At 56.9% G+C, this 25,626-nt stretch carries 33 protein-coding genes and 1 tRNA gene; 16 read left to right on the forward strand and 18 right to left on the reverse strand.

Annotation, left to right across the window (positions count from 1 at the left end; translation table 11 throughout):
- Position 1: 1 nt before the first annotated feature.
- The 3 genes from J7447_RS07545 to J7447_RS07555 are packed head-to-tail and all read right to left on the reverse strand — an operon-like array spanning position 2 to position 2,052.
- Positions 2 to 802 (reverse strand): SDR family oxidoreductase, encoded by an 801-nt coding sequence (locus J7447_RS07545; RefSeq protein ID WP_031268572.1) that lies wholly within the window; start codon positions 800 to 802, stop codon positions 2 to 4.
- Positions 795 to 1,661: a MurR/RpiR family transcriptional regulator gene (locus J7447_RS07550; protein ID WP_022998793.1), complete on the reverse strand. Its 867-nt coding sequence runs from the start codon at positions 1,659 to 1,661 to the stop codon at positions 795 to 797. The genes J7447_RS07545 and J7447_RS07550 overlap by 8 nt, the downstream gene beginning before the upstream one ends.
- 4 nt (positions 1,662 to 1,665) lie before the next feature.
- The gene (locus J7447_RS07555; RefSeq protein ID WP_022998792.1) at positions 1,666 to 2,052 is read right to left on the reverse strand and encodes a RidA family protein; all 387 of its coding nucleotides are present in this window, start codon (positions 2,050 to 2,052) and stop codon (positions 1,666 to 1,668) included.
- A gap of 87 nt (positions 2,053 to 2,139) precedes the next feature.
- Here J7447_RS07555 and J7447_RS07560 point away from each other — a divergent pair, with 87 nt between their 5' ends.
- From J7447_RS07560 to J7447_RS07570, 3 genes are read left to right on the forward strand one after another with little or no spacing between them, the layout of a single operon-like run.
- Positions 2,140 to 2,661 (forward strand): hypothetical protein, encoded by a 522-nt coding sequence (locus J7447_RS07560; protein WP_286188970.1) that lies wholly within the window; start codon positions 2,140 to 2,142, stop codon positions 2,659 to 2,661.
- A gap of 2 nt (positions 2,662 to 2,663) precedes the next feature.
- Positions 2,664 to 4,181, forward strand: coding sequence for a M81 family metallopeptidase (locus J7447_RS07565; RefSeq protein ID WP_209169202.1), 1,518 nt, complete (start codon positions 2,664 to 2,666; stop codon positions 4,179 to 4,181).
- Positions 4,182 to 4,184: 3 nt separating this feature from the next.
- Positions 4,185 to 5,252 carry a D-TA family PLP-dependent enzyme gene (locus tag J7447_RS07570; protein WP_168686905.1) on the forward strand — a complete coding sequence of 356 codons (1,068 nt, stop codon included), beginning with the start codon at positions 4,185 to 4,187 and terminating at the stop codon, positions 5,250 to 5,252.
- Between the two features lie 90 nt (positions 5,253 to 5,342).
- Here J7447_RS07570 and ugpC read toward each other — a convergent pair whose 3' ends face one another.
- From ugpC to J7447_RS07610, 8 genes are all read right to left on the reverse strand, one after another.
- On the reverse strand, positions 5,343 to 6,470 hold the full coding sequence (gene ugpC, locus J7447_RS07575; RefSeq protein WP_209169203.1) for a sn-glycerol-3-phosphate ABC transporter ATP-binding protein UgpC: 1,128 nt from the start codon (positions 6,468 to 6,470) through the stop codon (positions 5,343 to 5,345).
- A gap of 73 nt (positions 6,471 to 6,543) precedes the next feature.
- Positions 6,544 to 7,755, reverse strand: coding sequence for a sugar ABC transporter substrate-binding protein (locus J7447_RS07580; RefSeq protein ID WP_031268566.1), 1,212 nt, complete (start codon positions 7,753 to 7,755; stop codon positions 6,544 to 6,546).
- Positions 7,756 to 7,790: 35 nt separating this feature from the next.
- On the reverse strand, positions 7,791 to 8,633 hold the full coding sequence (locus tag J7447_RS07585; RefSeq protein WP_022998786.1) for a carbohydrate ABC transporter permease: 843 nt from the start codon (positions 8,631 to 8,633) through the stop codon (positions 7,791 to 7,793).
- Positions 8,623 to 9,519, reverse strand: a complete 897-nt coding sequence (locus J7447_RS07590; RefSeq protein ID WP_022998785.1) for a sugar ABC transporter permease — start codon at positions 9,517 to 9,519, stop codon at positions 8,623 to 8,625. Before J7447_RS07590 ends, J7447_RS07585 begins: the two co-directional genes overlap by 11 nt.
- An 8-nt stretch (positions 9,520 to 9,527) precedes the next feature.
- Positions 9,528 to 10,697 (reverse strand): Gfo/Idh/MocA family oxidoreductase, encoded by a 1,170-nt coding sequence (locus J7447_RS07595; protein WP_209169204.1) that lies wholly within the window; start codon positions 10,695 to 10,697, stop codon positions 9,528 to 9,530.
- Positions 10,694 to 11,440, reverse strand: a complete 747-nt coding sequence (locus J7447_RS07600; RefSeq protein ID WP_209169205.1) for a copper homeostasis protein CutC — start codon at positions 11,438 to 11,440, stop codon at positions 10,694 to 10,696. Before J7447_RS07600 ends, J7447_RS07595 begins: the two co-directional genes overlap by 4 nt.
- The gene (locus J7447_RS07605; RefSeq protein ID WP_168693089.1) at positions 11,437 to 12,348 is read right to left on the reverse strand and encodes an ROK family protein; all 912 of its coding nucleotides are present in this window, start codon (positions 12,346 to 12,348) and stop codon (positions 11,437 to 11,439) included. The genes J7447_RS07600 and J7447_RS07605 overlap by 4 nt, the downstream gene beginning before the upstream one ends.
- Positions 12,349 to 12,602: 254 nt before the next feature.
- On the reverse strand, positions 12,603 to 13,484 hold the full coding sequence (locus J7447_RS07610; protein ID WP_152506677.1) for an N-acetylmuramic acid 6-phosphate etherase: 882 nt from the start codon (positions 13,482 to 13,484) through the stop codon (positions 12,603 to 12,605).
- Between the two features lie 205 nt (positions 13,485 to 13,689).
- Between J7447_RS07610 and J7447_RS07615 the strand changes: the two genes are divergently transcribed.
- Genes J7447_RS07615 through nagA form a run of 3 tightly spaced genes read left to right on the forward strand, consistent with a single transcriptional unit; the run spans position 13,690 to position 16,648 of the window.
- Positions 13,690 to 14,451 (forward strand): GntR family transcriptional regulator, encoded by a 762-nt coding sequence (locus J7447_RS07615; protein ID WP_075283015.1) that lies wholly within the window; start codon positions 13,690 to 13,692, stop codon positions 14,449 to 14,451.
- Positions 14,452 to 14,456: 5 nt separating this feature from the next.
- Positions 14,457 to 15,497: an SIS domain-containing protein gene (locus J7447_RS07620; protein WP_286188974.1), complete on the forward strand. Its 1,041-nt coding sequence runs from the start codon at positions 14,457 to 14,459 to the stop codon at positions 15,495 to 15,497.
- On the forward strand, positions 15,494 to 16,648 hold the full coding sequence (nagA, locus tag J7447_RS07625; protein ID WP_022998778.1) for an N-acetylglucosamine-6-phosphate deacetylase: 1,155 nt from the start codon (positions 15,494 to 15,496) through the stop codon (positions 16,646 to 16,648). The genes J7447_RS07620 and nagA overlap by 4 nt, the downstream gene beginning before the upstream one ends.
- A gap of 66 nt (positions 16,649 to 16,714) precedes the next feature.
- On the opposite strand, the gene J7447_RS07630 is transcribed toward nagA, so the two are convergent.
- Positions 16,715 to 17,623: a cupin-like domain-containing protein gene (locus J7447_RS07630; RefSeq protein ID WP_209169206.1), complete on the reverse strand. Its 909-nt coding sequence runs from the start codon at positions 17,621 to 17,623 to the stop codon at positions 16,715 to 16,717.
- Positions 17,624 to 18,217: 594 nt separating this feature from the next.
- On the opposite strand from J7447_RS07630, the gene J7447_RS07635 reads away from it, so the two are divergent.
- The 10 genes from J7447_RS07635 to J7447_RS07680 all read left to right on the forward strand — a co-directional run bounded on the left by J7447_RS07635 (position 18,218) and on the right by J7447_RS07680 (position 23,057).
- Positions 18,218 to 18,535: a hypothetical protein gene (locus J7447_RS07635; RefSeq protein ID WP_209169207.1), complete on the forward strand. Its 318-nt coding sequence runs from the start codon at positions 18,218 to 18,220 to the stop codon at positions 18,533 to 18,535.
- Positions 18,535 to 18,900, forward strand: a complete 366-nt coding sequence (locus J7447_RS07640) for a hypothetical protein (RefSeq protein ID WP_209169208.1) — start codon at positions 18,535 to 18,537, stop codon at positions 18,898 to 18,900. Before J7447_RS07635 ends, J7447_RS07640 begins: the two co-directional genes overlap by 1 nt.
- Complete coding sequence (locus tag J7447_RS07645) at positions 18,893 to 19,207, forward strand: hypothetical protein (protein WP_209169209.1); 315 nt, start codon at positions 18,893 to 18,895, stop codon at positions 19,205 to 19,207. The genes J7447_RS07640 and J7447_RS07645 overlap by 8 nt, the downstream gene beginning before the upstream one ends.
- On the forward strand, positions 19,200 to 19,412 hold the full coding sequence (locus J7447_RS07650; protein ID WP_209169210.1) for a hypothetical protein: 213 nt from the start codon (positions 19,200 to 19,202) through the stop codon (positions 19,410 to 19,412). The genes J7447_RS07645 and J7447_RS07650 overlap by 8 nt, the downstream gene beginning before the upstream one ends.
- Positions 19,412 to 19,621 carry a hypothetical protein gene (locus J7447_RS07655; RefSeq protein ID WP_209169211.1) on the forward strand — a complete coding sequence of 70 codons (210 nt, stop codon included), beginning with the start codon at positions 19,412 to 19,414 and terminating at the stop codon, positions 19,619 to 19,621. Before J7447_RS07650 ends, J7447_RS07655 begins: the two co-directional genes overlap by 1 nt.
- Positions 19,622 to 19,633: 12 nt before the next feature.
- Positions 19,634 to 19,936, forward strand: a complete 303-nt coding sequence (locus tag J7447_RS07660) for a hypothetical protein (RefSeq protein WP_209169212.1) — start codon at positions 19,634 to 19,636, stop codon at positions 19,934 to 19,936.
- A gap of 274 nt (positions 19,937 to 20,210) precedes the next feature.
- On the forward strand, positions 20,211 to 21,236 hold the full coding sequence (locus J7447_RS07665; protein WP_209169213.1) for a hypothetical protein: 1,026 nt from the start codon (positions 20,211 to 20,213) through the stop codon (positions 21,234 to 21,236).
- Entirely contained in the window at positions 21,236 to 22,177 is a 942-nt protein-coding gene (locus J7447_RS07670) for a DUF5131 family protein (RefSeq protein WP_209169214.1), read from the forward strand. Before J7447_RS07665 ends, J7447_RS07670 begins: the two co-directional genes overlap by 1 nt.
- Complete coding sequence (locus J7447_RS07675) at positions 22,177 to 22,740, forward strand: hypothetical protein (RefSeq protein ID WP_209169215.1); 564 nt, start codon at positions 22,177 to 22,179, stop codon at positions 22,738 to 22,740. Before J7447_RS07670 ends, J7447_RS07675 begins: the two co-directional genes overlap by 1 nt.
- A complete protein-coding gene (locus tag J7447_RS07680) occupies positions 22,737 to 23,057 on the forward strand; it encodes a hypothetical protein (protein WP_209169216.1) in 321 nt (106 codons plus the stop codon). Before J7447_RS07675 ends, J7447_RS07680 begins: the two co-directional genes overlap by 4 nt.
- A 74-nt stretch (positions 23,058 to 23,131) precedes the next feature.
- Here the strand turns inward: J7447_RS07680 and J7447_RS07685 are convergent, their stop codons facing one another.
- The 6 genes from J7447_RS07685 to J7447_RS07710 form a co-directional block, all read right to left on the reverse strand.
- Positions 23,132 to 23,374: a hypothetical protein gene (locus tag J7447_RS07685; protein WP_209169217.1), complete on the reverse strand. Its 243-nt coding sequence runs from the start codon at positions 23,372 to 23,374 to the stop codon at positions 23,132 to 23,134.
- 95 nt (positions 23,375 to 23,469) lie between these two features.
- Positions 23,470 to 23,546 (reverse strand) — tRNA-Met (locus J7447_RS07690).
- 48 nt (positions 23,547 to 23,594) lie between these two features.
- Positions 23,595 to 23,924, reverse strand: a complete 330-nt coding sequence (locus tag J7447_RS07695; RefSeq protein ID WP_209169218.1) for a hypothetical protein — start codon at positions 23,922 to 23,924, stop codon at positions 23,595 to 23,597.
- Between the two features lie 9 nt (positions 23,925 to 23,933).
- On the reverse strand, positions 23,934 to 24,416 hold the full coding sequence (locus tag J7447_RS07700; protein ID WP_209169219.1) for a hypothetical protein: 483 nt from the start codon (positions 24,414 to 24,416) through the stop codon (positions 23,934 to 23,936).
- A gap of 7 nt (positions 24,417 to 24,423) precedes the next feature.
- Positions 24,424 to 24,639, reverse strand: a complete 216-nt coding sequence (locus tag J7447_RS07705) for a hypothetical protein (protein ID WP_209169220.1) — start codon at positions 24,637 to 24,639, stop codon at positions 24,424 to 24,426.
- Entirely contained in the window at positions 24,626 to 25,579 is a 954-nt protein-coding gene (locus J7447_RS07710; protein ID WP_209169221.1) for a peptidoglycan-binding protein, read from the reverse strand. The genes J7447_RS07705 and J7447_RS07710 overlap by 14 nt, the downstream gene beginning before the upstream one ends.
- Positions 25,580 to 25,626 lie beyond the last annotated feature (47 nt).

The following is a 25,626-nucleotide window of genomic DNA, read 5'->3' on the forward strand; positions in this document are numbered from 1 at the left end:
CTTAAAATCCGTCGAAATCGGGAGATTGAGTGAAGGTTCGGGCAAGGGCAGGTGACCCGGCAGTGAGCCCACTGTCGACAGGCAGGCAAACACCCGTGATGCAACGCGCCGCCGGACTGATCAGGAATGAAACGGCCGAGGCAATGTCGTTCGGTTCTGGCAGGGATTTGAACGGATACCAGGACAGGGCCTCGTCAAAGACGTCCGGATTGGCAGCCTGCCGTATTTTCCAGGCCTGGGTCTTAACAGTGCCAGGCGCGATGGCATTCGATCTGATGCCATACTTCCCATATTCGACGGCGATGGACCTTGTTGCATGGATCAGGCCGGCCTTTGCAGCGCTGTAGGCTGGGTGACCGAAGACAGACAGTCCGTTGACAGAGGCAATATTGACCACGTTGCCGGCACCGCTTGAAATCAAGGCTTGTTCAAAGGCCTTGAAGCAGTTGAGCGCGGCCTCCAGATTGAGGGCGAGATCCCTGGACAGCGTTTCGGCAGTCATCTGATGCAACGTAAGTGCCGCAGCGGCGCCCGCGTTGTTGATGATTGTATTGACCTGCCCCAGTCTGGCAGCTTCCTTGGCAAGCCGGGCTAGGTCGTCAGCCTTGGTCAGGTCGCATTGGATCGCAGCAATATCAGCACCGTGGTTTTCAAGACTTTCCACCGCGCCTTCGAGGGCAATCATGTCGATGTCGACAGCGGCGATGATGTGGGTTGCTGACAGCTGCGCAGCAATGGCCATGCCGATGTCGCCGGCTGCGCCCGTTACCACCGCAACGGGTTTCGGAGTTTGATCAGTCACCGAGGGCTTCCTTGTCATCCGGATCGCGCGTGTTGCTGAGCTGGTATTTGACGCGTCTGAGGTTTTCTCGAGCCTCGTCGCCCCGCCGCATGGCGACAAGCGTTGCCAAGAGATCTGTCACAAACAGGAAGGCATAGCGGCTGGTACTTGGCCGCAGGATGTTGTCACCTTCGGGCAGGTCGATGGCAATCGTGATATCGGCGAGATCGGCGACGGGCCGACCCGGGCGGGTGAGGGCGATTACGATTGCCCCGTAGGTCTTCGCTGCCTCCAGCGCACGTGCCATTTGCAGGTTCCGGCCAGAGACAGACGACGCAATGATGACGTCACCGGTCCTCATGGTGGCTGCCTGCATCAGCTGCATGGCATGATCCGTCACGCTCACCGTACGCAGACCCAGGCGGAAAAACCGGTTCTGCATTTCGTCCGAAATCATCGAGGATGTCCCGCCCGCACCGAACGCTGCCAGCAGATTGGCGGTCGAGATCGCATCTGCAGCTGCAAGCACCGACTCCATGTCCAACGCTTTGCGCGTACTGGTCGCTGCATCCTGAAACTGAGCCAGAAGACTGTCAGCAATATCGCGCGGCGCGTCAGAAGCCGCATTAGCGGTCAGGTACCTGGTTCCGGCGAAGGTGACCTGGGCAACCTGCACCTTGAAAGCGGTGTAACTCTCGCAGCCAAGCCGACGGCAAAAACGGGTAACGGTCGGCGGCGAAATACCTGCCCGTTCAGCAACATCCGTAATGCCGGCATTGACGATGAACTCGGCATCGTTGCGCAACAATGCAGCCAGGATCCGTTCCGACTTGGACAGCTCCGGCTCGATCTGTTGCAGAACGGACAGGATATCCCGCATGGGGTCAGGCCGGCTTCTTGTAAGCGACGCAATCAATCTCGACCTTGCAGTCCACCATCATGGTTGACTGGACACAGGCGCGTGCCGGTGGGTGTTCACCGAAATAGCTTTTATAGACTCCGTTAAACGACCAGAAATCGCGCGGATCATCGAGCCAGACACCGACGCGGACAACATGTTCAAGGCCGTACCCGGCCTCTTCCAGGATCGCGATAACATTCTTGATGGTCAGGTGAGTCTGTTCGACAATCCCCGTGCCGACAATCTCACCATCCTTCATCGGTACCTGGCCGGAGACATAAAGCCAGCCATCTGCTTCAACGGCTCGAGCGAAGGGCAGATTCTGGCCGCCGGCACCTGATTTTTCAGCACCATAGCGCTTGATAGACATATTTGGCTCCAAAATGAAAATGATTTACATAGTGGTTTGACATTGGTTTTATTTCACCCTTATATTTTTCAAAAATCAACCGTCAAAATGAAAATGGTTTCCGATATGCAGGCCCTTTCAGACAGCCAGACAAATCCATTTGAAGGAAAAGACGAAGATCGCTCCGAGATCTGGGACATGCTTGTCATGCGGGACATCAATGCCTTCGTCGCAGCGGACTGGGAGCAGGTGGCCGATGATTTTGACGAACCAGCCTTTTTTGGCGTAGACGGCGGAAAGGTACCTAATCCCGACGACTGGAAACTCGGGTTTCCGGATCTCGGCTCCTACAAGGAGCGCTGGTTGAGCCAGGCGGAAATTTTCAAGTCGACGGAATTTGCCGAAGACGCGCGTGCCGCCATTTTCGACGCTACCCGCCTGACCGAGATCGACATCAACGGAAACCGGGCGATCGCGCACAAGAAATTCGACGGCCGCATCCGGAAAGCAGATGGCGGTGAGGACCGCTTGTTGTGGCAGACGCTCTATTTCTGTGTCCGAAGGGAGGGGCGCTGGAAGATCTGCGGCTTTGCCGGATATTTGCCCAATCCTCTCGGAGCCGCGTCCTGATCATGACGAAGCCCCGCGCTTTTACGGCAGCTCTGGCAACAGAAACCAACACGTTTTCACCGATCCGGATAGATATCAACGCATTCAGGGCGTCGCTGCTGGCAAGGCCGGGGGAGCATCCGGAAACCCCGACCCTGTGTTCTGCCGTCGTCACCGTGGGGCGCCGGTTTGCCTGTGAAAACGACTGGGAACTGGTTGAAGGTACCGCGGCGTGGGCAGATCCGGCCGGATTGGTTTCGCGGCAGACCTTTGAGGGCTTGCGTGACGAAATTCTGGATCAGATCGTGGCAGGTGGACCTTTCGACGTTGTCGTCATTGGCCTGCATGGTGCGATGGTGGCTGACGGGTATGATGATCCGGAAGGGGATCTGCTAAGCCGAATTCGATCCACGGTCGGCCCGGATGTCCCTGTTATTGCAACGTTCGACCCGCACAGTCATCTGACTGCAAAGCGTGTTGCCGCGGCTGACGCGCTCATCGCCTTCAAGGAATTTCCCCACATCGATTTCGTCGATCGGGCCGAGGATGCATGGCGTATTGCTGGGCAAGCGGTTGCAGGCGAAGTCAAACCTGTAATGAGCGTTTACGATCCCAAGATGATTGACGTCTTCCCGACAACATCCGAGCCTATGCGCCGGTTTGTCGATGACATGATCCGCCGGGAGCAGGAAACGCCGGGCCTTTTGTCTCTCTCGGTCATCCATGGCTTCATGGCGGGCGACGTCCCCGAAATGGGGACCAAGTTGCTGGCAGTGACAAACAACGATCCGGCACTTGGGTCCGAAGTTGCCCGTGATCTTGGAGAGGCCCTGTTCAAGCTGCGCGGCAAGGTGCGAAGTGCTGAACTTACTCCGGCCGAAGCCTACGCCAAGGCACTGTCCTGTGAAGGCGGTCCGGTCACGATCGCTGACATGTGGGACAATCCTGGTGGGGGAACGGCCGGGGATGCGACCGTCCTGCTGGCAGAAGCCATGGCCGGTAACCTCGAGAATATTGCCTTCGGCTCAATCTGGGACCCGGTAGCCGTTCAGCTCTGTCACGCAGCGGGCGAGGGGGCTCGCATGATGCTGCGGTTCGGAGCGAAATCAGCACCGGAAACCGGTGAGCCGATTGACGCCGAAGTTGAGATTCTCCGCAACATCCGGAATGCAGAGCAGTTTTTTGGCCAGAGCATCGTTCCCATCGGTGACGCGAGTCTGATCCGGATTGGCGGGATCGAAGTGATCCTGAATTCGACCCGCGCCCAATGCTTCGACACGAGCCTGTTTTCCAACTTCGGTATCGATCCGACCAAAAGGAAGATCCTGGTGGTCAAGTCGACGAACCATTTTCATCAATCGTTTGCCCGCATCAGTCCGTTGATCCTCTATTGCGCCGCCGGACGTCCCTATCCCAACGACCCGAGGGTAACCCCCTATAAGAAAGCGCCGAGGGATATCTGGCCGATCAACGAGGCAGTCAACACGAGCGGGCATGAAACCGATACCAGTGCCGGCACTGCCGGCCGCAAGGGAGGCTAAGCGATGAGTGTCGGGCTGTCAGTGCAGGATCTTCTGACCCCTGTCGCCGTGATCGATGAAACGGTCATGGAGACGAACATCAAGGTTGCACAGGAGTATTTCGACCGTATAGGCCGGAACTTCCGGCCTCATATCAAGACACACAAGATCCCGGCGCTGGCCGCATTGCAGCTGGCCTACGGCGCACGCGGTATCAACTGCCAGAAAATAAGCGAAGCGGAAGTGTTCGCCGACGCAGGCTTCACCGATATCCTGATCACCTTCAATATGCTCGGCAAATCACGGCTCGACAGGTTGAAGTTGTTGAATACCAAGGTGGATCTGCAGGTTGTTGCCGACAATGAAGTTGTCGTCGACGGTCTGGCGAGTGCGTTTTCCGGGGATCAGCCGCTGAAGGTTCTGGTCGAATGCGATACAGGGGCCGGACGCAACGGCGTGCAAAATCCGGATGCTGCGGTCGCGCTGGCCAAGCGCATCGATGCATCGCCCGGACTGGTATTCCATGGTCTGCTGACCTATCCGAAGGCATCCTCCGAAACGGCGGTTGAAGCTTTTTTTTCTGAAACACTGTCACTTCTGAAACAGGCAGGTCTTGAGTGCCCCGTCGTCTCGCATGGAGGTTCACCGAGCCTGTTCGACAGTGATCTTGTGCCTAGTGCGACGGAGCACCGGGCCGGAACCTATATCTTCAACGACCGCTCGATGGTGCGTGCCGGTATGTGCGATTTTGACGATTGCGCCATGCATGTGCTGGCCACAGTCGTCTCCAGGCCGACCGAAAACCGGGCGGTTCTGGATGCGGGATCGAAAGCGTTGACGTCCGATTTGTTGGGTTTTTCCGACCACGGCCTGTTGATCGATTATCCGGAGGCATCCATTGCGGCGCTCAGCGAGGAGCATGCCGTCGTCGACCTGACGAAGTCCGGCAAAAAACCGCAGATCGGCGAACGGGTCCGGATCATTCCCAACCATACGTGCGTGGTTTCAAACCTTTTCGACCGCCTGGTGTTTCACAGAGACGGCGTGGTGACCCGCATCGAGACGGTCGCCGCCCGTGGGCAAGTCGTCTAGTCCTCCAGACGGCTTGCCCGCCGTTTCCCGAAATTTCAAACGGCCGCCTTTCGGGCGGTCGTTTTTATTTGGGGCATCTGATGGCAAGTGTCAGATATGCATGTCCGCAGCATCCAGTTCTTCTAGCGAAAGCTGGCGGTCAAAAGCGTTTCCGTTACCGTCGAACAGGTGGCAATCCACACCCTTCAGTCCCATGGAAACCGACACACCAACTTTCGCCGGGGCGGATCCGGGCAAGACGCTGCAAAAAGTGGACTTGGCACCGGCAACCATGCTGTAGGTGACGGTGTGAATGCCGAGATGTTCAACGACGGTCGGAACAATCTCTATGGAGGCATCGGCAGCGCCTAGTGTCAGATGTTCCGGGCGAATACCAAGGGTAAGGCTCTTTCCTGCAACTTCTTCCGCGGCATCTACCTTGACTGTCAGGTCCTTGCCTGATGGCAAGGTGACGACAACGCCTTCAGGACCGGAACTTTTTCCGGACACCTCGATGAAGTTCATTTTGGGGTTGCCGATAAAGCCGGCAACGAAGGTGTTCTGCGGTTTGTGATAAAGCTCCAGCGGCGAACCGACCTGGGAGATGATACCGTGATCCAGCACCACGATCCGGTCCGCCATGGTCATGGCTTCAACCTGGTCGTGGGTGACGTAGATCATGGTCGCGTCAAGTTCCGTGTGCAGCTTGGCAAGTTCAACACGCATTTCCGCTCGTAGTGCCGCATCCAGATTGGACAGGGGTTCGTCGAACAGGAAAACGGAAGGCTCGCGCACGATGGCCCTGCCGATGGCGACGCGCTGGCGTTGCCCGCCGGAGAGCTCGCCCGGTTTGTGCTGCAGTCTTTCCTTCAGTTGAAGAATGCCGGCAGCGGCTTGAACCTTCTCCTCCACCTTGTCCTTGGAAAGGCGTTCGACGCGCAAGGGGAAGGCGATGTTCTCGTAGACAGACATATGCGGATAGAGCGCATACGACTGAAATACCATGGCGATGCCGCGTTTGACCGGCGGCAGATCGTTGACGACCTTGTTCTCGATCGTGATTTCGCCGCCCGTGATTTCCTCCAACCCTGCAATCATGCGCAGCAAGGTCGATTTTCCGCATCCGGACGGACCGACAAAAACAATGAATTCGCCATGGTCCACATCAAGATTGACACCCTTGATGACTTCCATATGGCCATAGCTTTTGCGTACGTCGCGCAGCTGCAACTCGCCCATGGTCATTCCTTTTTTGAAGAGGTGACCGGGCCCCCGAATGTGGGAGAGGGGGGCCCGGACAGTGCTCAAGGTGTTACTTGAATTCCTCAAGCTGTTCCGCAGCGATTTCGACGGCTTCAGCCGGATCGACTTCACCAAGGACAACACCCTGAACGGCTTCGTTGATCGAATCCTGAAGGCCGACGTAATCGGTGACGAACGGCTCCGGACCACCGGTCGGGATCGCATCGAGGAAAGCAGACCAGGTCGGGTCCTTCTCAACCAGCGCACGCACTTCCGGCAGATCGCGCAGCGGCGTGAACCCTTCAGCCAATTCGAAGGCCATCTGGTTTTCCGGGTTGGTCAGAAGCTTTGCGAGTGAAAGCGCCTGTTCTTCAACGCCGGACCCCTTGAAAACGGCCAGCGAGTCGGTGATCAGCAAAGTGCCCGGAGTGCCGGACGGGCCGACCGGGATCGGTGCGACGCCCCAGTTCACGTCGGTCACGCGGGTGCGCTCCCAGGGACCGGAAATGAACATGCCGATTTTGCCTTCGGAGAACAGCGGACGCAGCTTCGCGCGGTCATAGGCGATCGGGCCCGGCTGCGAGACTTCGGCCATCTTGCCGTAGAAAGCGAGGGCTTCAACGTTGTTTGGGGAATTGAAGACGATTTCGCCGTCTTCGTTGATGACCTGACCACCGTTCGTATAAACGTAGTTCATGAACTGGTGCATGGTGTTGTCGAAGGACGCTGCCGCGAGGCCGAAACCGTCAGAGTCGGTCTTGTCCTTGATAGCCTTGGCGAAATCGTACATTTCGTCCCAGGTCTTCGGCGGCGTATCCGGATCCAGGCCTGCAGCCTCGTAGAGATCCTTGTTCCAGTAGAGTGCCTTGGTGGAGAAGGCGCGCGGCAGACCCCACTGCTGCCCGTTGGCAGTGATCGTTGCCAGGATCGGTGCCGCGTAGGTGGCCTTTTCTTCTTCTGTCATGTTGACCGGAATGATCAGGTCATTGGCTGCGAGCTGCTTCAGCGTGCGCGAACCCATGTAGGCAACGGCCGGCGGGTTACCGGCGGACGCGAGCGTCGTGGATTTTTCCTGGCACTGGCCCCAGGGAACGAACTCGAGCTGGACCTTGTAGCCCGGATTTTCGCCTTCCCAACCCTTGATCAACTCATCCTGCAATGGAATTCCGGCGCCGGTGTTGTCGCCGCAGTTGATCATGTGAATGACCTTGTCTTCTGCCTGGGAGGCTCCGACGAGAGAGAGCGCGAAGACCCCTCCCAATAGCACTGATTTAAGTGTCATCTGTTTTCCCTTTTCTGGTTGGTTTCTTCTTTTTGTTATTCTTTGACGGCGCCTGCCGTGAGACCGGCGACGATGAAACGTTGCAGGAACACATAGACGAACAGCACGGGGAGGATGCCCACGAGGCTGGCGGCCATGAGTTCGTTCCAGACCACGGTCTGGCGTCCGAAGAACTGGAACAGCCCCACTGGAAGCGGGTTCAGTTCATTCACGGAGTTGAAGGTCAGCGCATAGATGAATTGCTGCGCGTAAGCGGTGATGAAAGCGGTGATCGTAACCACCACGATGCCCGGCAACGCCACGGGAATGATCACGCGCCAGAGCGTGTAGATCTTGCCGGCGCCATCCACCCAGGCCGCTTCTTCAAGCTCCTTGGGAATCCGGATCAGATAGGAGCGCAGAAGCCAGATACCGGTCGGAATGACGAAGGCCGTTCCTGGCGCAATCATCGCGAAATAGGTGTTCAGCAGCCCGTATTGCTGCATCAGCTTGAACAGCGGAATGATTAGCACCGCACCGGAGAACATGTTCACCGCTATGAAGATGCCGAGCAGAGAGTTTCGCGCTGGAAACTCGAACCGGGCGAAGGCATAGGCAGCCGGGATGATGCAGAACAGCCCGAGGACCGTCACCACCGTGGCGATGAAGAACGAGTTGAGCATGTAGACCCACAACAGCGGCACGTTCTGCCACATGGTGATGTAGGCATCGAAGCTCATCTTGTCGGTGATGAACTTGTAGGGGATCGAGAACAGGCTGCTGAGCGGCCTCAGCGACACCACGAAGGCTTCGACGAAAGGAGCCAGGACGAAGGTCAGGAACACCGCGAGACCGAGATAGATCAACACATATTCGTACCAGCGATACTTATGCAGCATTGTGCGGGCTCCTTTTGGCAAGGCGCGACAGCAGCATGAAATAGACCAGCATGAACGAGCCCAGGAACACCACGATCATCACCGTTCTGGCGGCGCCTTCGCCGTATTTGAAGCGGCTGATCGCGGTCTTGTAGGTGTCGATGATCATCGTGGTGGTTGCGCCGCGTGGACCGCCTTCGGTCAGAATCCAGATGATGTCGAAGGAGTTGAAGGTGGCGATGGCCGATAGAAGCGCCATCGTCGCGATCGAGGGAATGATCAGTGGCAAGGTAATGCGGCGGAACCTGTAGAGCCGAGAGGCCCCGTCCACCCAGGCCGCTTCATAAAGGTCCTTCGAAATGGACTGCATGGCGGCCAGCAGATAAAGCGTCACCATTGGAACACCGATCCACACGTCCGTCACGATGGTCGACATGAAGGCGGAGTTCTTGTAGGCGAGGAATTCGAACGGCCCGCTCAGAATGCCGAGCCGTTGGGCCATTCCGGAAATCATTCCGAACTGACCGTTGTACATCCATCCCCAGATGAAGACGCCAATGGCAATCGGGATCACCCACGGCGGCATGACCAGCACGCGAAACAGGGTGCGACCCGGCACCATCGCGTTGAGAAGCACGGCTCCCAGGGTTCCGATCAGCATTTTCAGCGCTACAGAGAGAGCCATCCAGTAGAAGGTGCGCGCAATCACTTCCGGAAAGCGGCGCGACATGAGCTTTTCGTAGTTTTCCAGCCCTACGTATTCGTAGTTCGGGCTCATGCTCGTGTTGGTGAAGGAAAGCCGGAATGTTTCAAAAAGCGGATAGGCGACGATAGCCAGCATAACGAGGGACGCCGGCACCAGAAGCAGATAAGGAAAATAGTCAGTCTTCTTTCGCGAGTGCGCCATGGTGCCCCCTATGCCACGCCGTAGCTGTCGAATTGCTGCCAGGTTTCGGCAAGGTCGATGACGCTGCGCGTCCGGCGCGCTTCGTCCAGCTTGATCGCCGTCAGACCGGCCTCAAGCGCATCCAGAACACTGACCGGCAGATGTCCGCCGTTGCGGAAGTAATGGTCGAGGTCACGCGCCATGGCTTCATCGGCGCCATAGTGGCCGTGCCGGCTGGCATCAACGACCTGCGGCTTGTCGATCAGGCAGGCGGATGTCAGGGCGTCATGCACCCGGTAGTAATTCCGAATGAAGTCTCCTTCCGCCATGCCCTTGGTCCCCATGACGGCAAAGCGCCGGAATTCGTCCGGTACATACATGTTGGTGTGAAAGCAGAGGTTCGCGCCGTCCTCGTATTCGATCAGCGCTGTCTGGTAGTCGATGATGTCGCCATCACTGTCGAAGTCGGCGTTGCCACCACCCCAGCGTGGTGTGAACGGATCGACCCTGCCTTCGATTTTCGGTGTCGGAAAGGTATGGTCCTGATCCGGCCGGTTCTCCGGAACAAAGCTCTTGCGTCCGCCGAAGCTGGAAACGAAACGCGGCCGACAACCTGTCACACCCTGGTAGAGATCCAGATCGTGGCAGCACTTTTCCAGCATGAAGCCGCCGGAATTCCGGTCATAGCGGCGCCAGTCGCGCATGAAGAAGGACCCGTGGTAGGGGCCGATATGCTCGGACGCCTCGATCGAGACCACTTTGCCGATCTGGCCGGACTTGAGACTTTTCTGAAGTTCGGTGTAGAGCGGCGAATATCGCAGCACCAGTCCGACAAGGACACGTTTCGATCCACCGTGTTCCTTCATCAGTGACAGGAGTTCGAAGGTTTCCTCTTCGCTCACGACAACCGGCTTTTCACAGAAGATGTAGCGAACATCGGATTTGAGCGCGGTTCGTAGATGATCGAGGTGCATGAAATTGGGAGACCCGATCATCAGGAGGTCTAGTTTCTCCTGCCGGATCATCCTGTCGAGATCAGTGTAGGCGGTCAGACTGTGGCCGCACTTGCCTTCGACATGCTTGAGGCCGGCGGGTGTCGGGTCGACGTAAGCGCAGGGATCAAGATCTCCTGAAACCTCCTGCAGGCAGTTGCTGACATTGGCAATTCTCGCGCCCAGTCCGACATAGCCGGTCTTCATGCTGCGGCCTCCGTAAATTGGTCCATGGCACGGCGAAGTGCCTGGACGACGTTTCCATCGGTGTCCTTGATGCCTGCCTTGGAAACGAAGCCGAGGCGCGTTTCCAGGTCCTGCGGCTCCGGCAAGGGCTTCACGGAAGAACAGGACGCATGCAGTTCCTGCACGCCGGATCGTTTGAGAATTTGGGAAGCATTGGCGGCGGTGACACCCGATCCTGCCATGATGGAAATCCGCCCTGCAGCGACATTGACCGCCTGCTGAAGCAGTGAAAGGCCGTGTTCTGCTTTGCTGGCCTGTCCAGAGGTCAGCACGCGTTCAAAACCGAGCGTGATCGCGTCTTCAATCGCTTTTTCGTAGTCGCGTGCGGTGTCGATGGCCCGGTGCAAAGTTGCCGGCAGTCTGGTGCCGTTCAGGGATGCAGCCAGAAAGTCTCGATCGAGATTGTGCTGGCTGTCGACTGCCCCGATCACGATTCCCGCAAGACCTGCTTTTTCAGCCGCGTGGATGTCGCGCAGCATCAAGGCCTTTTCCAGGTCCGAGTACTCAAAATTACCGGATCGGGGGCGGATCATCGCGTAGACAGGAACCGGTAGTCTGGCCGCGGCCACCATGAACCCCTGGGAAGGGGTCAGGCCGCCTTCGGACAGAGCTGCGCATAATTCAATTCGGTCAGCGCCGTTTTCGGCTGCCGTCCAGGCGCCTTCGAGGGTGTCTACACATACCTCGAGGGGGATCCTGGTCACCGGGCCGCCTCCTTGATGAGCGTACGGGCCACGATGCCGGCACCATGCAGGCCGCCATTGGCGGCAAATTCGCCCTTGATGACGAGTGGCTCGCTATAGTTGGCAAGAACAAGGTCACGCGTCTTTCGATCGATCACGTCGAGAAGAACAAGATCGTTCGAAAGGCCACCACTCACCGGTATGACATCCGGACCAAGTGTGTTGACGAAAGCGGAGAGCGCTCGCGAAAGCAGAGTGGTGAAGGCGTCGAGCGTTTGTGTGGCTGCTGCATCACCGGCATGCCAGGCGGCAGTAATATCCTTGCTTGCCTGATCCAGCCCATGCAGTGACCGATGGATCTTCTCCATGCCACGGGCCGAGCAGATCGCGTCGATGCATCCTGTCTGGCCGCAGCCGCAGGGATAGTGCTCAATACCTTTCAACTGGCCGCCAGCTGTCGGGTCCATGATGGGGCCGTGACCCCATTCACCCGCGATGCCGCCATAACCGGTAACAAGCGTGCCATTGACGACAAGCCCGCCACCGACACCAGACCCGAGAATAATACCGAAAACGACCGGCTTGCCCCGTCCGGTGCCGTCGACGGCTTCGGCAAGCGCAAAAGCATTGGCGTCATTTGTAATGGCGACAGGACGTTTGAGGGCGGTTTCCAGGTCCGATTGTACGGGTCGTTTATGCAGGCAGGGGATGTTGGCCACATCCGCGATGCCGCTGCGGGTATCAAAGGCGCCTGCAAGCGAAATCGAGATAGGAGATCCATCCGGCCCGGAGCAGTCGGCAATCGCGTCTACAAACGCCTGCCAGTCAGATCCGGGTGTCGCTACCCGGCCTTTTTCCGCAACGGTTCCATCCGCTTGGAGCTCTCCATGTCGGATGAAGGAGCCGCCAATATCAAAACAGGTGGTCATCGCCTGTTCAAACGCCTCTGGGTTATATTTGTTAACGTCCAGTTATAATACCAATATGCAACCAATCGCATTGGTAGTAAACCAAAAAAAGAAATTGGCATCATTTTTTAAAGGAATTGGGCGGCTGACACCTGTCAAAAACAACGGCTACATCGCGCAAGCTCAATAGTGCCGTGAGAAGGCTCAACCTGCTGTTTGTGGGCGAGATTATGTTCGAAAGTGTGCCCAGTGTCTGTTGGAAGCGCGGGCACGTGTCAAAGGAAAGGACGCAAGTTTCCGCTGTGTTCGTTGAGCGACATTTCGGCGCTTTCCGCGTCGAGGCCTTCTCGAATCATGAGAACCGCAACCTTCACTCTGCCTTGGGCCTGCTGGAGCTTTTCCGCTGCAGTTTCTGCTGTACAGCCCGTCAGATCCTGAAGGATGCGATAAGCGCGCTGGCGCAGTTTTTCATTATCCGCAACCAGATTGACCATGTGACCACGAACTGCGTGTCCAAGCCTCAGTGCCACCAATGTAGAGATCATGTTGAGTGCAGCTTTTTGGGCGCTTGCCGCCCCGAGACGTGTAGAGCCTGCGATGATTTCAGGAGGTGTTTTCAGGAAGATCGGAAAATCTGCCTGACGGAGGAGGGGAGTGTCTGGATTGTTTGCCAATGCAACGGTTTTTGTGCGTGCCGACTGTGCACCTCTGAACGTGCCAAGAGTATAAGGAGTTGATCCACTTGCAGAAACTGCAATCAGGATATCTCCTTCTCCAAGGCCTGATTTTTGAAAGTCAGCGAAGCCGGCTTCCTCGTCGTCCTCATATGTGCCGGCGAGGTGAAGCAGGTTTGCAGCCCCCCCGGCATAGAGCATGCGCATCCGCTCAACGGGAAAGCCGAACGTTCCCGGCAATTCCAGGCAATCCGCCAGGGCTGTCAGTCCGGCACTGCCGGCGCCGGCATAACCGATTTTCCCACCTGAAACAGTGACTGTCTGAAGTGCTTCGGCGGCTTTTGCAATCTCCGGGATGGCCGTTTCGGTGGCATTCAGCGCATCTTTCTGCCGTTGCAGCAGCAGCGACAGGACGTCTTCATCAGACTTTTTGGACAGGCCAATGGAAATCGGATCGCGGTCTTCGGTCGTCGGCAAATTCATGGTTCAGGAACTCGGAGGCACACCAAGTTTCGTATCGCGGAATTAAGTCTCTCAAGGCAATCACGCGCCTGGAACGTTTCCGTTTGGTGCTCCAGCAGTGGTGATGCAGGTTCGGAAATTGTTTTAACACTTGATTTTCGGTTTCGATAGAGTTTAAATTGGTATCTGAAAGGTATTATTTTCATCTCCTAAGGCGCCCCTTTTCATGACTGACTTCATTTCCTTGCTGGAAAATGGTGACTGGTTGGCGAATTCCAGCGGTCCCCGATACCTGCAGCTGCGGCGGCGCATTCAGCAGGCTATTGACGACGGCGTGCTGAAGGAGAATGAGCCGCTTCCGTCTGAACGCGAGATTGCCTCCATTACGGATCTGTCCCGTGTGACGGTGCGCAAGGCAGTTGCCGGTCTTGTTGAGGATCAGGTCGTTGTCCAGAAGCGCGGCAGCGGATCCTTCGTTGCGCCCAAGGTGCATAAAGTTGAACAGCGCCTTTCCAGCCTGACGTCCTTTTCCGAGGATATGGCACGCCGTGGTCTTTCCGCCAGCAGCGAGTGGCTGCGCCGCGGACTGTTTCCAGCGTCGCCCGAAGAAATGTTCACGCTCGGTCTCACGTCAGGACAGCGCGTTGCCCGCGTCGACAGGCTTCGCAAGGCTGACGGTACCCCGATGGCAATCGAGCGTGCCTCTCTTTCCGAGAGCGTCCTGCCTCATCCGGAGCGGGTCACCACGTCTCTTTATGCCATCCTGCGCGCTGCCGGTTTGCAGCCTGTTCGCGCTATCCAGCGCATTTCAGCCCGCAATCTTGAGCCTATCGATGCCGACATTCTCGGTGTGCCGGCCGGGTCTGCCGGGTTGAAAATAGAACGTGTGTCCTATCTTGCGTCCGGAAATGTCGTCGAATTCACCCGTTCCGTTTACCGCGGCGATGCATATGACTTCATCGCCGAACTTCAGATTTCGGAAGACTAATCCTGATGATTGAAGCAAGTACCATGGCCACGCCGACGCACATGCGCCGGGAAATCGAAGAAATCCCGGACGCTGCGCGCCGTCTGTTGGCCGATGGACACCCGTTGATCCGCGACATTGCAAAGAAGGCAGGCGCGCCGGTGTTCCTGGCAAGCGTCGCTCGCGGTTCTTCTGACCACGCTGCGACGTTTCTCAAATATGCCTCGGAGATCTACCTTGGTCTTGCCATGGCCTCTCTCGGCCCATCCGTTTCCTCGGTTTACGGTGGCAAGGTCAAGCTGGGTCAGGCTCTTGTGATTGCAATTTCCCAGTCCGGCGCCAGCCCGGACAGTCTCTCGGTTGTGGAAAGTGCAACCGAGCAGGGGGCTTTCACGGTAGGGTTTACCAACACGTCGGGAAGTGAACTGGCAAAGCTTTCCAGCGCCGCGATCGATATTTGCGCAGGTCCTGAGCGTAGCGTCGCGGCGACCAAGACCTTCGTCAATTCCGTCTTGGCGGGCCTGCTGCTTTTGGCGGAAATCGGAGCTGACAAGGAACTGCTCGACGCGTTGGCTGCCTTGCCGGAGCATTTTGAAAAAGCAATCGACAAGGACTGGCGCGCGCTTGCCAAGCCGATCGAGCAGCGGGGGTCGCTTTATGTCATTGGACGTGGACCTGGTCTGGCAATCGCAAATGAAGCTGCGTTGAAATTCAAGGAAACCTGCCAGATCCATGCGGAGGCTTATTCGTCCGCCGAGGTAATGCACGGTCCTGTCTCGATCGTCGAAAACGGATACCCGATCCTGGCACTTGGTGTGCGCGATGCAGCCGAAGAGGGGCTAGCCCAGGCTGCGGATCGCATGGGGGACCAGGGTGGAAGTGTTTTTGCAACGACCGACAAGGTGGAGCGGGCAGAAAAGCTGGCGTTCCAGGCAACCGGGCATCCATTGACCGACGCCTTGGTGCAGATTGTTTCTTTCTACGCCTTCATCGAATGGTTTGCACGGCAGCGCGGTTTCAATCCGGACGTTCCCAAGCACCTGAAGAAAGTCACCCAGACCGTATGACCTCCACAACCGCCTATCTCTGCAGCCGGGTTTTCGATGGTGAGAAAATCCATGCGAATGCTGCCCTGCTTGTCGAAGATGGCAAGGTGGCTGGCCTTCTTTCGGCCGATCAGGTGCCCGTTGGCGTAGAGACTGTCGATCTTGGTGACGGCATTCTCGCACCGGGATTGATCGATCTGCAGGTCAATGGCGGCGGTGGCTTGATGCTGGGGGATGCGGAAACAGTCGACGATATCGAACGTATTTGCGCCGCCCATGTCAGCCTCGGGACAACAGCCCTGACACCGACTTTGATTACGGACACGCCCGAGGTGACGCGAAAAGTCGTTGATCTGGCAATTGCCGCATGGTCGCGGGGCGTGAAGGGGTTTCACGGTCTGCATCTCGAAGGGCCGCATCTGTTCGCGGGGCGCAAGGGGGCGCATGACCCGAATCTGATCCGGCCTTTGAACCGCGAAGATATGGCGCTTTACCAGCGCGCGGCGCGGGAATTGCCAAGCCTCATCATGACTGTGGCACCGGAAACGGTGCCGCCAGAACAGATGCGGGAATTGGCTGACGCGGGAATTCACATCAGTCTTGGCCACAGCGGAGCAACATACCGGCAGTGCAAGACAGCTGCTGAAGCGGGTGCTTCGATGGTCACCCATCTTTTTAACGCCATGAGCCCGTTGCAACACCGCGAACCCGGCCTTGTGGGCGCCGCGCTCGATCTGGGCGCGCTCAACGTGGGCATCATTGCTGATGGTGTCCATGTCGACCCGGTCGCGATGCGGGTTGCGCTCAAGTCAAAGACTGGCCCGGGCAGGATCTTTATCGTTACCGACGCCATGTCCCAGACCGGCACCGATGTTACGTCCTTCTTTCTCGGAGGTCGGGAAATCTTTCGCCGCGATGGCACATTGACCCTCGAAGACGGCACGCTTGCCGGCGCCGATATAGATTTGCCGGCGTCCTTGAAGTTTCTCACCGGTACACTCGAGCTTCCGGTCGAAGCTGCTCTTGCAATGGCGACCAGTGATCCTGCGGACGTTCTCGGGCGCCCGCTCGGTCGTTTCGAAGAAGGCTATCCGGCTGACTTCGTACAGCTTGGCAATGCCTATGAGGTCGAGGGCGTATGGATTGCGGGAGAGCAATTCTCGAATACGTAGCCCGGCATATACGCTGGTGGTCTACATACCGCGCCAAATTTGTGGGATTGGCAGCGCGTTCGCCGGTTAGGTCTTGTCGACCTTTTTCAGCGTTGAGCGAACGTTTGGAAGTGTCAGCAGCGTATTCGGTATTTGCAGCAATTCCTTGAAGAAGCGGCTGACCAACGCTCCGCGGCTTGGCGTATAGGGTGATGAAATGAACGATTTCAGACCCCAGCCAATACCGCCGACATTTGGAAGGGCGCGGATAGCGGTTTCGTAACAGCGCCGAACCAGCGCGGATTCACTGTTCTTGAATGAATGCAGCAGGCCGCACCGCTCCATGTCACGCTTGAATTCCTTTGAGATGACCGAAGTTTCGCGTTTCGTGAAAGTCCAATTGATGTTGATGTTCTCGTCTTCCTTGGCAACCACCCGGTGGTACCAATGTGGAGGCAGATAGAGAAGATCACCTTCCTCCAGATCGAATTTGTAGAATCGCTTGTTCCGCAGCAATCGCTCTTCGTCTTTCAGTAGAGAGAAGTTGGTGAACGGGTAGCACGGTAACGGTGTTTCGGGCGAAACCAGTACCCATTCCTTACGGCCCTTCACCTGAACTGTAATGACATTCTCGGCGTTGGTATCGTAGTGGAACTCTGTCCGGTTGTTCCTGCTGTTGATCCAGAACCTCCAGGCAACGGAATCTTGCATTATCCGATCGGACGCGAGGATCTCCTTCAGGAAGTCCGGCATCTCGATATCTTGTTCGAGTACGGGGGAGCGGCTGACGAAAAAGACACCTCTGTCGCGGACCTTTGGCAGCGTATGGAGTTCTGCTCGTAATCGGCCGGATTGCCACCTTTCCCGCGCGGGCCAGTTTTTCGCTAGTCCCTTTATCAGCAGGGGCTGTTCCTTGTCGCAGTAGGCTTCAAGAAATTCGGCATAACCTGGTGCTGCGGTTACGGTGGCAATGGTGTGTGTGTTGTCGCCGCTCATAAAAGGTACCACGCATTTGAAGATTTGCGGGTTCGGGGGCGCTGGATTTAGCTGCGATTTTCCATGATGCTCCCTTTGGAGAAATCACGATAGGAGCAACCTGGAGCTTTATCAAGAAGCGCTATTCAACAACGCAGAGCCACTGGAGGCGCGATCTTCGCTACAAACGTAGCCAGGAAATGTTGTTTAGGAAGATGATACGGAACGTTACTACTGCGAAAGACGCGCTCGCATCAAATGGCTGTCGATTTTTGAGGCGGTGCAGATTGCTGCAAGATCGCATGTGAATAAGATCAACCTGGACACTGAACAGTGTTCCAGTCTTCAAAAACGCAGCATTCGGGAGAATTAAGAAGAGGTGGTGATGGCTCCCCAGGCCGGACTCGCTTTATGAGTAGGAATCCCGGAAATCCGCCACATACACGCCATTCAGGTTAAGCAGTAAGTTAAGCAAGTTTTGCCTGCCAGAAAAAGACGTGCATCAAGACACGTAATCTCTTTTTCGGATAAAAAAGATTGAGAGTGTCCACAAAAGTGGATACCATATTTTCCTGTTGCAAGTCTCTTTGAGAGACAACCACAGGGAAACAATCAATGACCGAACAACGTATCAAGATGGACAAGCCCGTCCATCTGTTCGAGATGGGTTTCGCATCCGGGATGCTTGAAACCGTCGACCTCCTGAACAAGCTGCCGGCGTCTTGCCGGAACATGCCGGGTGTCCAGCTGGCCATCGCCACCATTTCGGCGCAGGCCAATGGCCGGCAAGCAAATCTGATCGGGAAGAACCTGGCCGTGATTTCCAAGGCCGGTCATCCCGTCGAAGACTTCAAGACAATCTCCTTCGACCCGCACACCTCTGAACTGGTCTGCGAGTTCTACGAACCCGATCTGCTCGGCGGAGAGGGCTGATGGAACTGGAACGCGCTCTTGAGGTGGTCGCATGCATCAATGCATGCGTGACCTATCCAATGGGATTGGTGTCGAGGGATAAAATTCAGCCCCTCGGCAAGATTTCCCTCGCTGAAATGCTTCAGGCCGTCGAGGTGGTCAAAGCAAAGAACAAAAGTGTCGAGGAAGAAGAGAGGAAGCCCGGAGCCGGCTACACGACTTACACCGTTCCCGCTGAACGGTTGGTCGCGGCGGCTTTTGTGCTCAATAATTACGAGCCTCAACATGAGGTCATCGTCGCAAAGCCAGACTATCTCTTTTCCGACAACAACATCGTGCTCGCGGTCATTCGTCAGCCAGTCATGGAAGACGAAGACGATGGCTAAACGCTACGGCCGTAACCAGAAGAGGCGCGCAAGGGAACGGGAACATCAAGCGGCTGAAGCGTTGGCCGACCTGTTGAGCTCGGCAATGTTTCAAGCATGGAACGACGGCGTCAATCCTCGGCTTTATTTGTATGGCTGGGAGCGTCGTGCCTTCATTTGGTTGATTGGTCTGCGTGACCAAGGCTCGGCACCTCCGCTCAATGCGTGGACCTGCTCATTCATCGATCTGAACCGGTCCGCAATTCTCTCTGTCAACGAACGGATGAACTTCAACCTCAGATCTGCGAGGACGCCTTTCGATGCGTAAATTTCTCTCCAGCTCCATTGCCTGGCTGATGGGCCTTTCCGCATTGGGTCCGGCTCAGATGGCTGCTCCGGAATTGTTTTGGTTGAATTTGTGCAAGAAGAAGGTGGCAAAGCGCCGCCATCATGTCGACCGCTCCAAATACATGCCGCACAACGGCGAGCAGGAGAAAGCCCGCCGGCGGCGTCAGATGGGGAGGGCAGACTGATGACAGCCCCAGACCGCAAGCCACACGAAACCCGTGTTCTCGTTGAACGTGGCGAGCTCGCCGACAAGCTCGAGAAGCTGAGCGCCTTCATCGAAAGCGCCGAATGGCACGGCCTGCCTGAGACAGACCGCGACCTCCTGATCGAGCAACGCAACCACATGACCGAATACCTCGGCGTTCTTCAGCGCCGGGTAGCGCGGTTTCTTTGAGGGAGACATCACATGTCCTGGAAGCGGGTAGGAACATCGACGCGCAGCGACGTGGAAGTGGATTTGGACGACTTCTCCGCTGAGCAGCTTTTGCAGGAGTTGATCGACCGAAACTGGCTTTCCGAAGCGGAAGCCCTCGCGATCAAGAGCCGGGGGCGCGAAGGTCGCAAAGCCGCCGTCAGTTTAATGAGACACATGTCCTCGGACGATCTCAAGATCGCGCGCGACGAAGCGCGCTGCGGTCGTGTTGCAGAGGCGCGCATCTATCTTTCCCGTGCGCTTGGCCGGGACTTCGACAACGTTTTCGCTAACTGAGGGATGATCCAATGTCCGACTTTTCAGTCCGAGAAAACCTGATAATGACGTTCGCCTGCTCCGAGTGCGGAAGAAAGCTTACGCTTCGGCGAGCGCACCAGGAGGAAGTCAAGAGCGAGGCTCCGCGCTCTACCGATGATCCATCCGGTGCGTATTGCCGTTACGCGGAAACTGTCCAGGTTGATCCCTGTCGACATTGCATCGAGGCAAAAACAGGGCCTGCTGAGAAGTTGGCCGCGGCGATCAGAGAGCTCACTGGCGAGGGGGCTAACTGATGACACAATTACGTTCCCAGATCAGTGTGCGGATCCACGACACACACTATGGCATCTGGCAAGATGATCCCCGCGACACCTCGTTCAGGTCTGAAGTTTTCGGGCCATTGATCAGGCAGATGCGGGATCGCGGATGGATCATCCATGCCGACCCGTCGACCAAGCGCAACTTCCCCACCTTAAGCCCAAATCAGCGCCTTGCCTCGAAAGGGACACTGCGTGCAGAAATCGACATTTTCGGACGCACTATCAAGGTCGAGTTTTGGGCAGTGACGTGGCCCATCTGCAATCGCAACGGTCGAAGGTATGACTTCGATAAACTCCAGCGTATGGAATACCTGGACAGGTTACGTGTGCAGCTTGAAATGAGCCGCTTCACTGCTTGGCTTGAAACGATCGCACCGGTTTCTGTCTCCACCTCTGAAACAGAGAATATGACAGCAATCGAGCGCATAGAGCGCCGATATGCCGAGGCCTGGTATAGCGACAAGACCCTTGGCCGACCGGTTTGCAGTTGCGCCAATAATGCCAAGTCAAAGGACGGTGGCACAATCGAGCACGGCGCTACTGTCTGGTTTGTCGAGCGTGATGGAAGGTACCGGCGCGGGGTCGCGTACTACAATATCAACAATATGTGGTGGGTTGTTTGCGGCAAGCACTGCCTTCGAAACGTCGCGTGCTTTGAATTGTGCTGCCACGAGCCGACCAATCTCCGGGTCAAGCAAAACGCCGGAAAGCGGCGCGAGAAGCTTGAAGGGGAGTTGGCAAAGGCAATTCGTGCCATGAACTTCAAACGCGCCGCGGTTTTGAAGCAGCTCTTGTTCGGCGATGAGCCGGTTTACCAGATCTGGGCTCGAGACAAGAACGCCTACTATGGCCCCAATTACTGCGGCTACACGTCGGACGCTATTACCGCTGGAAAGTACACTCGCTCGGAAGCCGAAGCAGAGGTGAAGCGGGTTCCTCATGAACTTGAAGCGGTCGGCCCTGATGGCGAGCGGATCCGGCACGAGGTGGCGGCATAATGGCGGACATCACAGATATCTCGTGGGCTGACCACACCCACAATCAATGGGTTGGCTGCACCCGAATTTCACCGGCGTGCGACGGGTGCTATGCAGCGAACCTGATGGACAACCGGCTACACCGTGTGAAATGGGGTGGCGCGGGCGTGGGAAATGGTGAGCGTGATCTCACCAGCGAAGCCAACCGCAAGAAGCCTTTCACCTGGAACCGTCGTGCCCAGCGCTGCGGCAAACGTCCGTTCGTGTTCGGCGGCTCTCTCAATGATCCGTTCGACAATGCGGTACCGGATGCATGGCGGCGTACATATTTCAGGGACGTTATTGCAAAAACTCCGAACCTGATCTGGCTGCTCCTGACCAAGCGGCCGCAGAACATCGTCGAAATGTCAGAGGACGCCGGGGGATTGCCCGAGAACGTTGCTTTGGGCTGCACAGCTGAGAACCAGACTGTCTGGGACAGAAACATCGGGGAGCTGATCAACGCGAAGGCCACACTCGGCCCGCTGTTTGCGTTCGTGTCGATCGAGCCGATGCTTGGGCGCATCCAGGTGACGTCCGCTGAAGTGACGTGGTCGTTGAAAAAGCATCTAGCGTTTTCGCGACCAGGTCACCACAAGTTCAATCCGATCCATCCGCGTCAGGAATGGCGCTACAAGCTGGATTGGATAATCACCGGCGGGGAGACGAACCAAGGCGAGTTTCGCGCCCGTCCGTCGAATCCGGAATGGTTCCGGGAGATCCGCGACGATTGCCTCGCAACCGGGACCGCCTACCACCACAAGCAGAACGGTGAATACGCATCTGTCAGCGAGATCGAAGGCAGGGGAGAGCACTACCGGTTCCCGAGCGGCGCGACTGTTCGCCGTGTCGGTAAGACTAAAGCCGGCCGATTGATCGATGGCGTTCTGCACGATGCACGGCCGATTGTGGGGATACGATAATGCGTGTTCCTGCCGGCATTCGTCTGTTTGGATCGGTTCCCGTCCCCTACACGGTCGCCTGGACCGGCGAGGATGAGTACTACGTTGCCAAATGCCCAGTGATCCATCTGCCTGCGATCTGCCAGTCGTCTGCGCCGGGTGTTGGTAAGCCTACATTTGGCAATCCGCATTGGATTCGTCAGCGTGAGGCGATCTGCAACGATCTCTGTGACATCTGCGGAAAGTCTCTGAAGGGTCGCACCAAAATTTCATTGTCTCATGCTCGGGCACGGTTCAACGGCGCGAACGGCATGTGCGTGATGCAGGTTGAACCACTCCTGCATCAAGAATGTGCGAGCTTGGCAATGTTGCACTGCCCTTCGCTTAAAAAAGACATCGAGAATGGGACGCTGTTTGTCAGGCGAGTGAGCCAGCATCGTAAGCAATACGCGATCTCTGATCCTCAGTACCTGGATATCTATGTTCCAGGGTATCCGGCGCGGCCTGACGAGCGCGTTGCAGCTCACGGAAAGGTCGAGCTGGTCAAGTGGAAAGACCTGAGAATTGAAGTGCTGCAACGATGAAAGACGGTGACGGCAACGAGGTAAAAGCCGGTGACTGGATCCGGTTTGGATTTGGCATACCGCCTGTAGGCGTGCAGGCGCCGATCGTCGATCGCAATGGCGTTCTCACGGTACTGACGCCTAAGCACAAGCCGAAAGAGGCCACCCTTGCTCTTCTGGAAAAGTGCGTCGGCTCTTACTGGAAAATCCCAGAGCCTGACATCGTCTCGATGATGCACGCGGGTATTGGCGTTATTCACGTGACAGACAAAGGCCCCGAGTTTGTTCCGCTCGAAGACTTCTACAAGCAGCTGGATGACGACACCCCCACAAAATGAAACCGGCTCCTCCGTGCCGAACAGAGGAACCGGTTTCTATTTCCCCTCTGCACTTAAGGGAAAATCGCAGCGGGCTAGTCTGCCGGCGTGATGTCGATGAAGTAAGCCTTCCCCGGTTCAAACTGATCGATGGCCGCCGGGTTCGTGATCATCATTTCGAGCGATCCGCTCGGCGTGTATTGCGACCAGGACTCGTTGTCCTTGCCATCACCATACGAACCGTAAACCGGCGTCATTTCGATCTTGGCGCATGGGTCGCTGCCGGGAGTTGCTATGTGTGTGAGGGAGTTCACGAAGAACTTTGCGCGGACAGTCATCTGCCTTCTTCCTTCTTGTTGGGTTGGGAAACCGCCTCGTCGCTGCAGTAACCCGTTTGTCCTTTGACGCCTGTCGACGAGCGCTCCAGGGATATTGGTTGCGGGAGAGGGATTCGAACCCCCGACCTCTAGGTTATGAGCCTAGCGCGCTACCGGACTGCGCCACCCCACTGGAGACAAGAAAGTATCCGAAAAAGTGGATGCAAACAAGCGCAGCTATCTACTTTTGGCGCGGCCCGCGCCAGATATCCATAAAGTCCCTAAACGTCTCAGCAGGGTCTTTTGATGCACGCAGGATGTAGACAGCGATGTTGCGGCCGGTCATGGCGATGATGCCGGCCAGACCGTATGCCCACGTCTCGGAAAATCCGACAAATTCGCGAACCGGTTCACCGAACACCAAAGCGGCCAGCGCGCCAACGAAGAAGGCTTGCGCTCTCTGCCTCGTGGTCAGGTCTTTGGGCAGGCTGGCGCCAACGAGGGCGAAAGCAGCGATAACGACCACGCGGCCGGATATGTGGTTGTGAAGCCAGTCTATGGCGTCTCTCATTGTCTATTCCTACCGGCGTTTCAGAATATCGGTGACGGAGCTTTTGACCCCGGACAACGCCCCGACACCGAGCGCGCCACCAACAAGAGCGTAAGCCCACTTCAGGAGATCATCGCCGGTGACCGGGAAAGAGCCGCCGAAGAGCTTGACGTAAACGGGGATCCCGATCTGGTACCAGAGCAGAACGCTTGTCTGCGACCAGACTACGAACGCCCATGCCCGCCGAACCATTGGGTCATCTGACTTGAAACTTGCCCGGATGGTTTCTTGGGCCGAGGCAAAGATTTCAGAAGAGGACTTAGCCAGAGCGTCAGTCATCCGCGCTTGCGCGTCGGCCCATGCGGTTTCAATCTGCGCCTCTGCATCGGCGGCGGAAATATCTCCCCGCTCAACGGCTTTGATGAGTTCTTTCACGGTACCCATGAAGCCACCACCCGACAAAACGGAAGTGATGACGGACATGACCGGGCCAATAAATGCGAGTGGTCCCATGGTTCCCTCACATAGCTCCGCTCAAGTCTTCAGGATCGTCCGGGGGGCGTTTCCGACCTGGAGGGGTTGTGGTGAGCTGTCGCAGGACAATCACCACGATGCCGATGGTGACAAGGACATACCCTTGCCATTCCGGAGGAAAGATTTCCCGGGCGTACAATTCAATGACACCGAGGATCATGATCAGCGTGCCCAGGAGGCGCGTGCGGTTACCTTTGAACATTGAAAAGCCTCGCGATGATCTCGACGATGAGGGCAATGAAGCCAGTAGCCGCCGGCGCAATGTCCGGTTCGGCAGGCTCCGGCGTCTTCTTCAGGGCGGACCACGTGTTGGGCCCCACGACACCGTCGGGCATAAGCCCATTGGCTTCCTGGAACTCGCGCACAATGTTCTCGGTACCGGGACCGAAAACGCCGTCGGTCATGATTTCGTAGCCATGATCCAGCAGGCGTTCCTGTGCAATCTTCACCGTCGGCCCATGGTCGCCGATCCGGAGCGTGCGTTCCGCCGTGTTCGTATGAGGAACGGGAGCGTCAGCAGCTGCACCCCAGTCGACGCGCAGCGCACGATCGGTATAGATGCGCCGGTCTGAAAGGCCGCCGGAACCACCCTGGACAGCCTTGGTAAGGCCGGTGACAGACCCTGCATCAGCAAACCGGTTCAGGTTGTTCGTCTTCCAGTAGATACAGGCGGATTCCAGCGCTTCCGGGAAACGCCGCAGCATTTCCGGCTTTGCGACGACAGGCAGGCCGGTGACCTTCTGCACGATTCCGAAATTGTACTTTCCGGTCGTGTTCTTGCACCCGGAACCACGGTACAACCAGCCATCATCCGGCTTGTTATTGCCGAGACGGCCGCCATACACATTGTTGGCGAGTTTTCGCGGGTTGCGGAGAAACGGGGTGGCAGCACCTACGGATTTGAACCGTGTCGGCCAGACCTGCATCAGCCGCTTTGCCGTGGTGTAGTAGAGATTTTCTTCGAGCCGGGTCAGCCCCTGCGTTTCGCAAGCCACCTGACCGAAGAACATGGCTACACGCTGGTGCGTATCGATGCCATATTTCGGCAGCAGGTTCTGGTGCGCGATGATTCCGGAGACGATGTCGTTGGAAGCGCCAGGTGCGATCTTGCGAAGACCAGCCTCGGTGATGCGGACTGTCATGGACGTGTGTTCCCTATTCGGAACAGGCACGTCCTGCGCACTGTTTT

The sequence above is a fragment of the Labrenzia sp. R5_0 genome, from assembly GCF_017743835.1.
Taxonomy (GTDB): domain Bacteria; phylum Pseudomonadota; class Alphaproteobacteria; order Rhizobiales; family Stappiaceae; genus Roseibium; species Roseibium algicola.

What these genes read in the sequence shown, in the direction of transcription:
- J7447_RS07555 (WP_022998792.1), bottom strand. Translation starts at nt 2,052, where the DNA reads ATGTCTATCAAGCGCTATGGTGCTGAAAAATCAGGTGCCGGCGGCCAG.
- J7447_RS07675 (WP_209169215.1), top strand. Translation starts at nt 22,177, where the DNA reads ATGCGTGTTCCTGCCGGCATTCGTCTGTTTGGATCGGTTCCCGTCCCC.
- J7447_RS07615 (WP_075283015.1), top strand. Translation starts at nt 13,690, where the DNA reads ATGACTGACTTCATTTCCTTGCTGGAAAATGGTGACTGGTTGGCGAAT.
- J7447_RS07635 (WP_209169207.1), top strand. Translation starts at nt 18,218, where the DNA reads ATGACCGAACAACGTATCAAGATGGACAAGCCCGTCCATCTGTTCGAG.
- J7447_RS07695 (WP_209169218.1), bottom strand. Translation starts at nt 23,924, where the DNA reads ATGAGAGACGCCATAGACTGGCTTCACAACCACATATCCGGCCGCGTG.
- J7447_RS07630 (WP_209169206.1), bottom strand. Translation starts at nt 17,623, where the DNA reads ATGAGCGGCGACAACACACACACCATTGCCACCGTAACCGCAGCACCA.
- J7447_RS07565 (WP_209169202.1), top strand. Translation starts at nt 2,664, where the DNA reads ATGACGAAGCCCCGCGCTTTTACGGCAGCTCTGGCAACAGAAACCAAC.
- J7447_RS07710 (WP_209169221.1), bottom strand. Translation starts at nt 25,579, where the DNA reads ATGACAGTCCGCATCACCGAGGCTGGTCTTCGCAAGATCGCACCTGGC.
- J7447_RS07700 (WP_209169219.1), bottom strand. Translation starts at nt 24,416, where the DNA reads ATGGGACCACTCGCATTTATTGGCCCGGTCATGTCCGTCATCACTTCC.
- J7447_RS07585 (WP_022998786.1), bottom strand. Translation starts at nt 8,633, where the DNA reads ATGCTGCATAAGTATCGCTGGTACGAATATGTGTTGATCTATCTCGGT.
- J7447_RS07685 (WP_209169217.1), bottom strand. Translation starts at nt 23,374, where the DNA reads ATGACTGTCCGCGCAAAGTTCTTCGTGAACTCCCTCACACACATAGCA.
- J7447_RS07605 (WP_168693089.1), bottom strand. Translation starts at nt 12,348, where the DNA reads ATGACCACCTGTTTTGATATTGGCGGCTCCTTCATCCGACATGGAGAG.
- J7447_RS07665 (WP_209169213.1), top strand. Translation starts at nt 20,211, where the DNA reads ATGACACAATTACGTTCCCAGATCAGTGTGCGGATCCACGACACACAC.
- J7447_RS07580 (WP_031268566.1), bottom strand. Translation starts at nt 7,755, where the DNA reads ATGACACTTAAATCAGTGCTATTGGGAGGGGTCTTCGCGCTCTCTCTC.
- J7447_RS07550 (WP_022998793.1), bottom strand. Translation starts at nt 1,661, where the DNA reads ATGCGGGATATCCTGTCCGTTCTGCAACAGATCGAGCCGGAGCTGTCC.
- J7447_RS07650 (WP_209169210.1), top strand. Translation starts at nt 19,200, where the DNA reads ATGCGTAAATTTCTCTCCAGCTCCATTGCCTGGCTGATGGGCCTTTCC.
- J7447_RS07670 (WP_209169214.1), top strand. Translation starts at nt 21,236, where the DNA reads ATGGCGGACATCACAGATATCTCGTGGGCTGACCACACCCACAATCAA.
- ugpC (WP_209169203.1), bottom strand. Translation starts at nt 6,470, where the DNA reads ATGGGCGAGTTGCAGCTGCGCGACGTACGCAAAAGCTATGGCCATATG.
- J7447_RS07680 (WP_209169216.1), top strand. Translation starts at nt 22,737, where the DNA reads ATGAAAGACGGTGACGGCAACGAGGTAAAAGCCGGTGACTGGATCCGG.
- J7447_RS07705 (WP_209169220.1), bottom strand. Translation starts at nt 24,639, where the DNA reads ATGTTCAAAGGTAACCGCACGCGCCTCCTGGGCACGCTGATCATGATC.
- J7447_RS07620 (WP_286188974.1), top strand. Translation starts at nt 14,457, where the DNA reads ATGATTGAAGCAAGTACCATGGCCACGCCGACGCACATGCGCCGGGAA.
- J7447_RS07640 (WP_209169208.1), top strand. Translation starts at nt 18,535, where the DNA reads ATGGAACTGGAACGCGCTCTTGAGGTGGTCGCATGCATCAATGCATGC.
- J7447_RS07610 (WP_152506677.1), bottom strand. Translation starts at nt 13,484, where the DNA reads ATGAATTTGCCGACGACCGAAGACCGCGATCCGATTTCCATTGGCCTG.
- J7447_RS07570 (WP_168686905.1), top strand. Translation starts at nt 4,185, where the DNA reads ATGAGTGTCGGGCTGTCAGTGCAGGATCTTCTGACCCCTGTCGCCGTG.
- J7447_RS07660 (WP_209169212.1), top strand. Translation starts at nt 19,634, where the DNA reads ATGTCCTGGAAGCGGGTAGGAACATCGACGCGCAGCGACGTGGAAGTG.
- J7447_RS07560 (WP_286188970.1), top strand. Translation starts at nt 2,140, where the DNA reads ATGAAAATGGTTTCCGATATGCAGGCCCTTTCAGACAGCCAGACAAAT.
- nagA (WP_022998778.1), top strand. Translation starts at nt 15,494, where the DNA reads ATGACCTCCACAACCGCCTATCTCTGCAGCCGGGTTTTCGATGGTGAG.
- J7447_RS07655 (WP_209169211.1), top strand. Translation starts at nt 19,412, where the DNA reads ATGACAGCCCCAGACCGCAAGCCACACGAAACCCGTGTTCTCGTTGAA.
- J7447_RS07590 (WP_022998785.1), bottom strand. Translation starts at nt 9,519, where the DNA reads ATGGCGCACTCGCGAAAGAAGACTGACTATTTTCCTTATCTGCTTCTG.
- J7447_RS07645 (WP_209169209.1), top strand. Translation starts at nt 18,893, where the DNA reads ATGGCTAAACGCTACGGCCGTAACCAGAAGAGGCGCGCAAGGGAACGG.
- J7447_RS07595 (WP_209169204.1), bottom strand. Translation starts at nt 10,697, where the DNA reads ATGAAGACCGGCTATGTCGGACTGGGCGCGAGAATTGCCAATGTCAGC.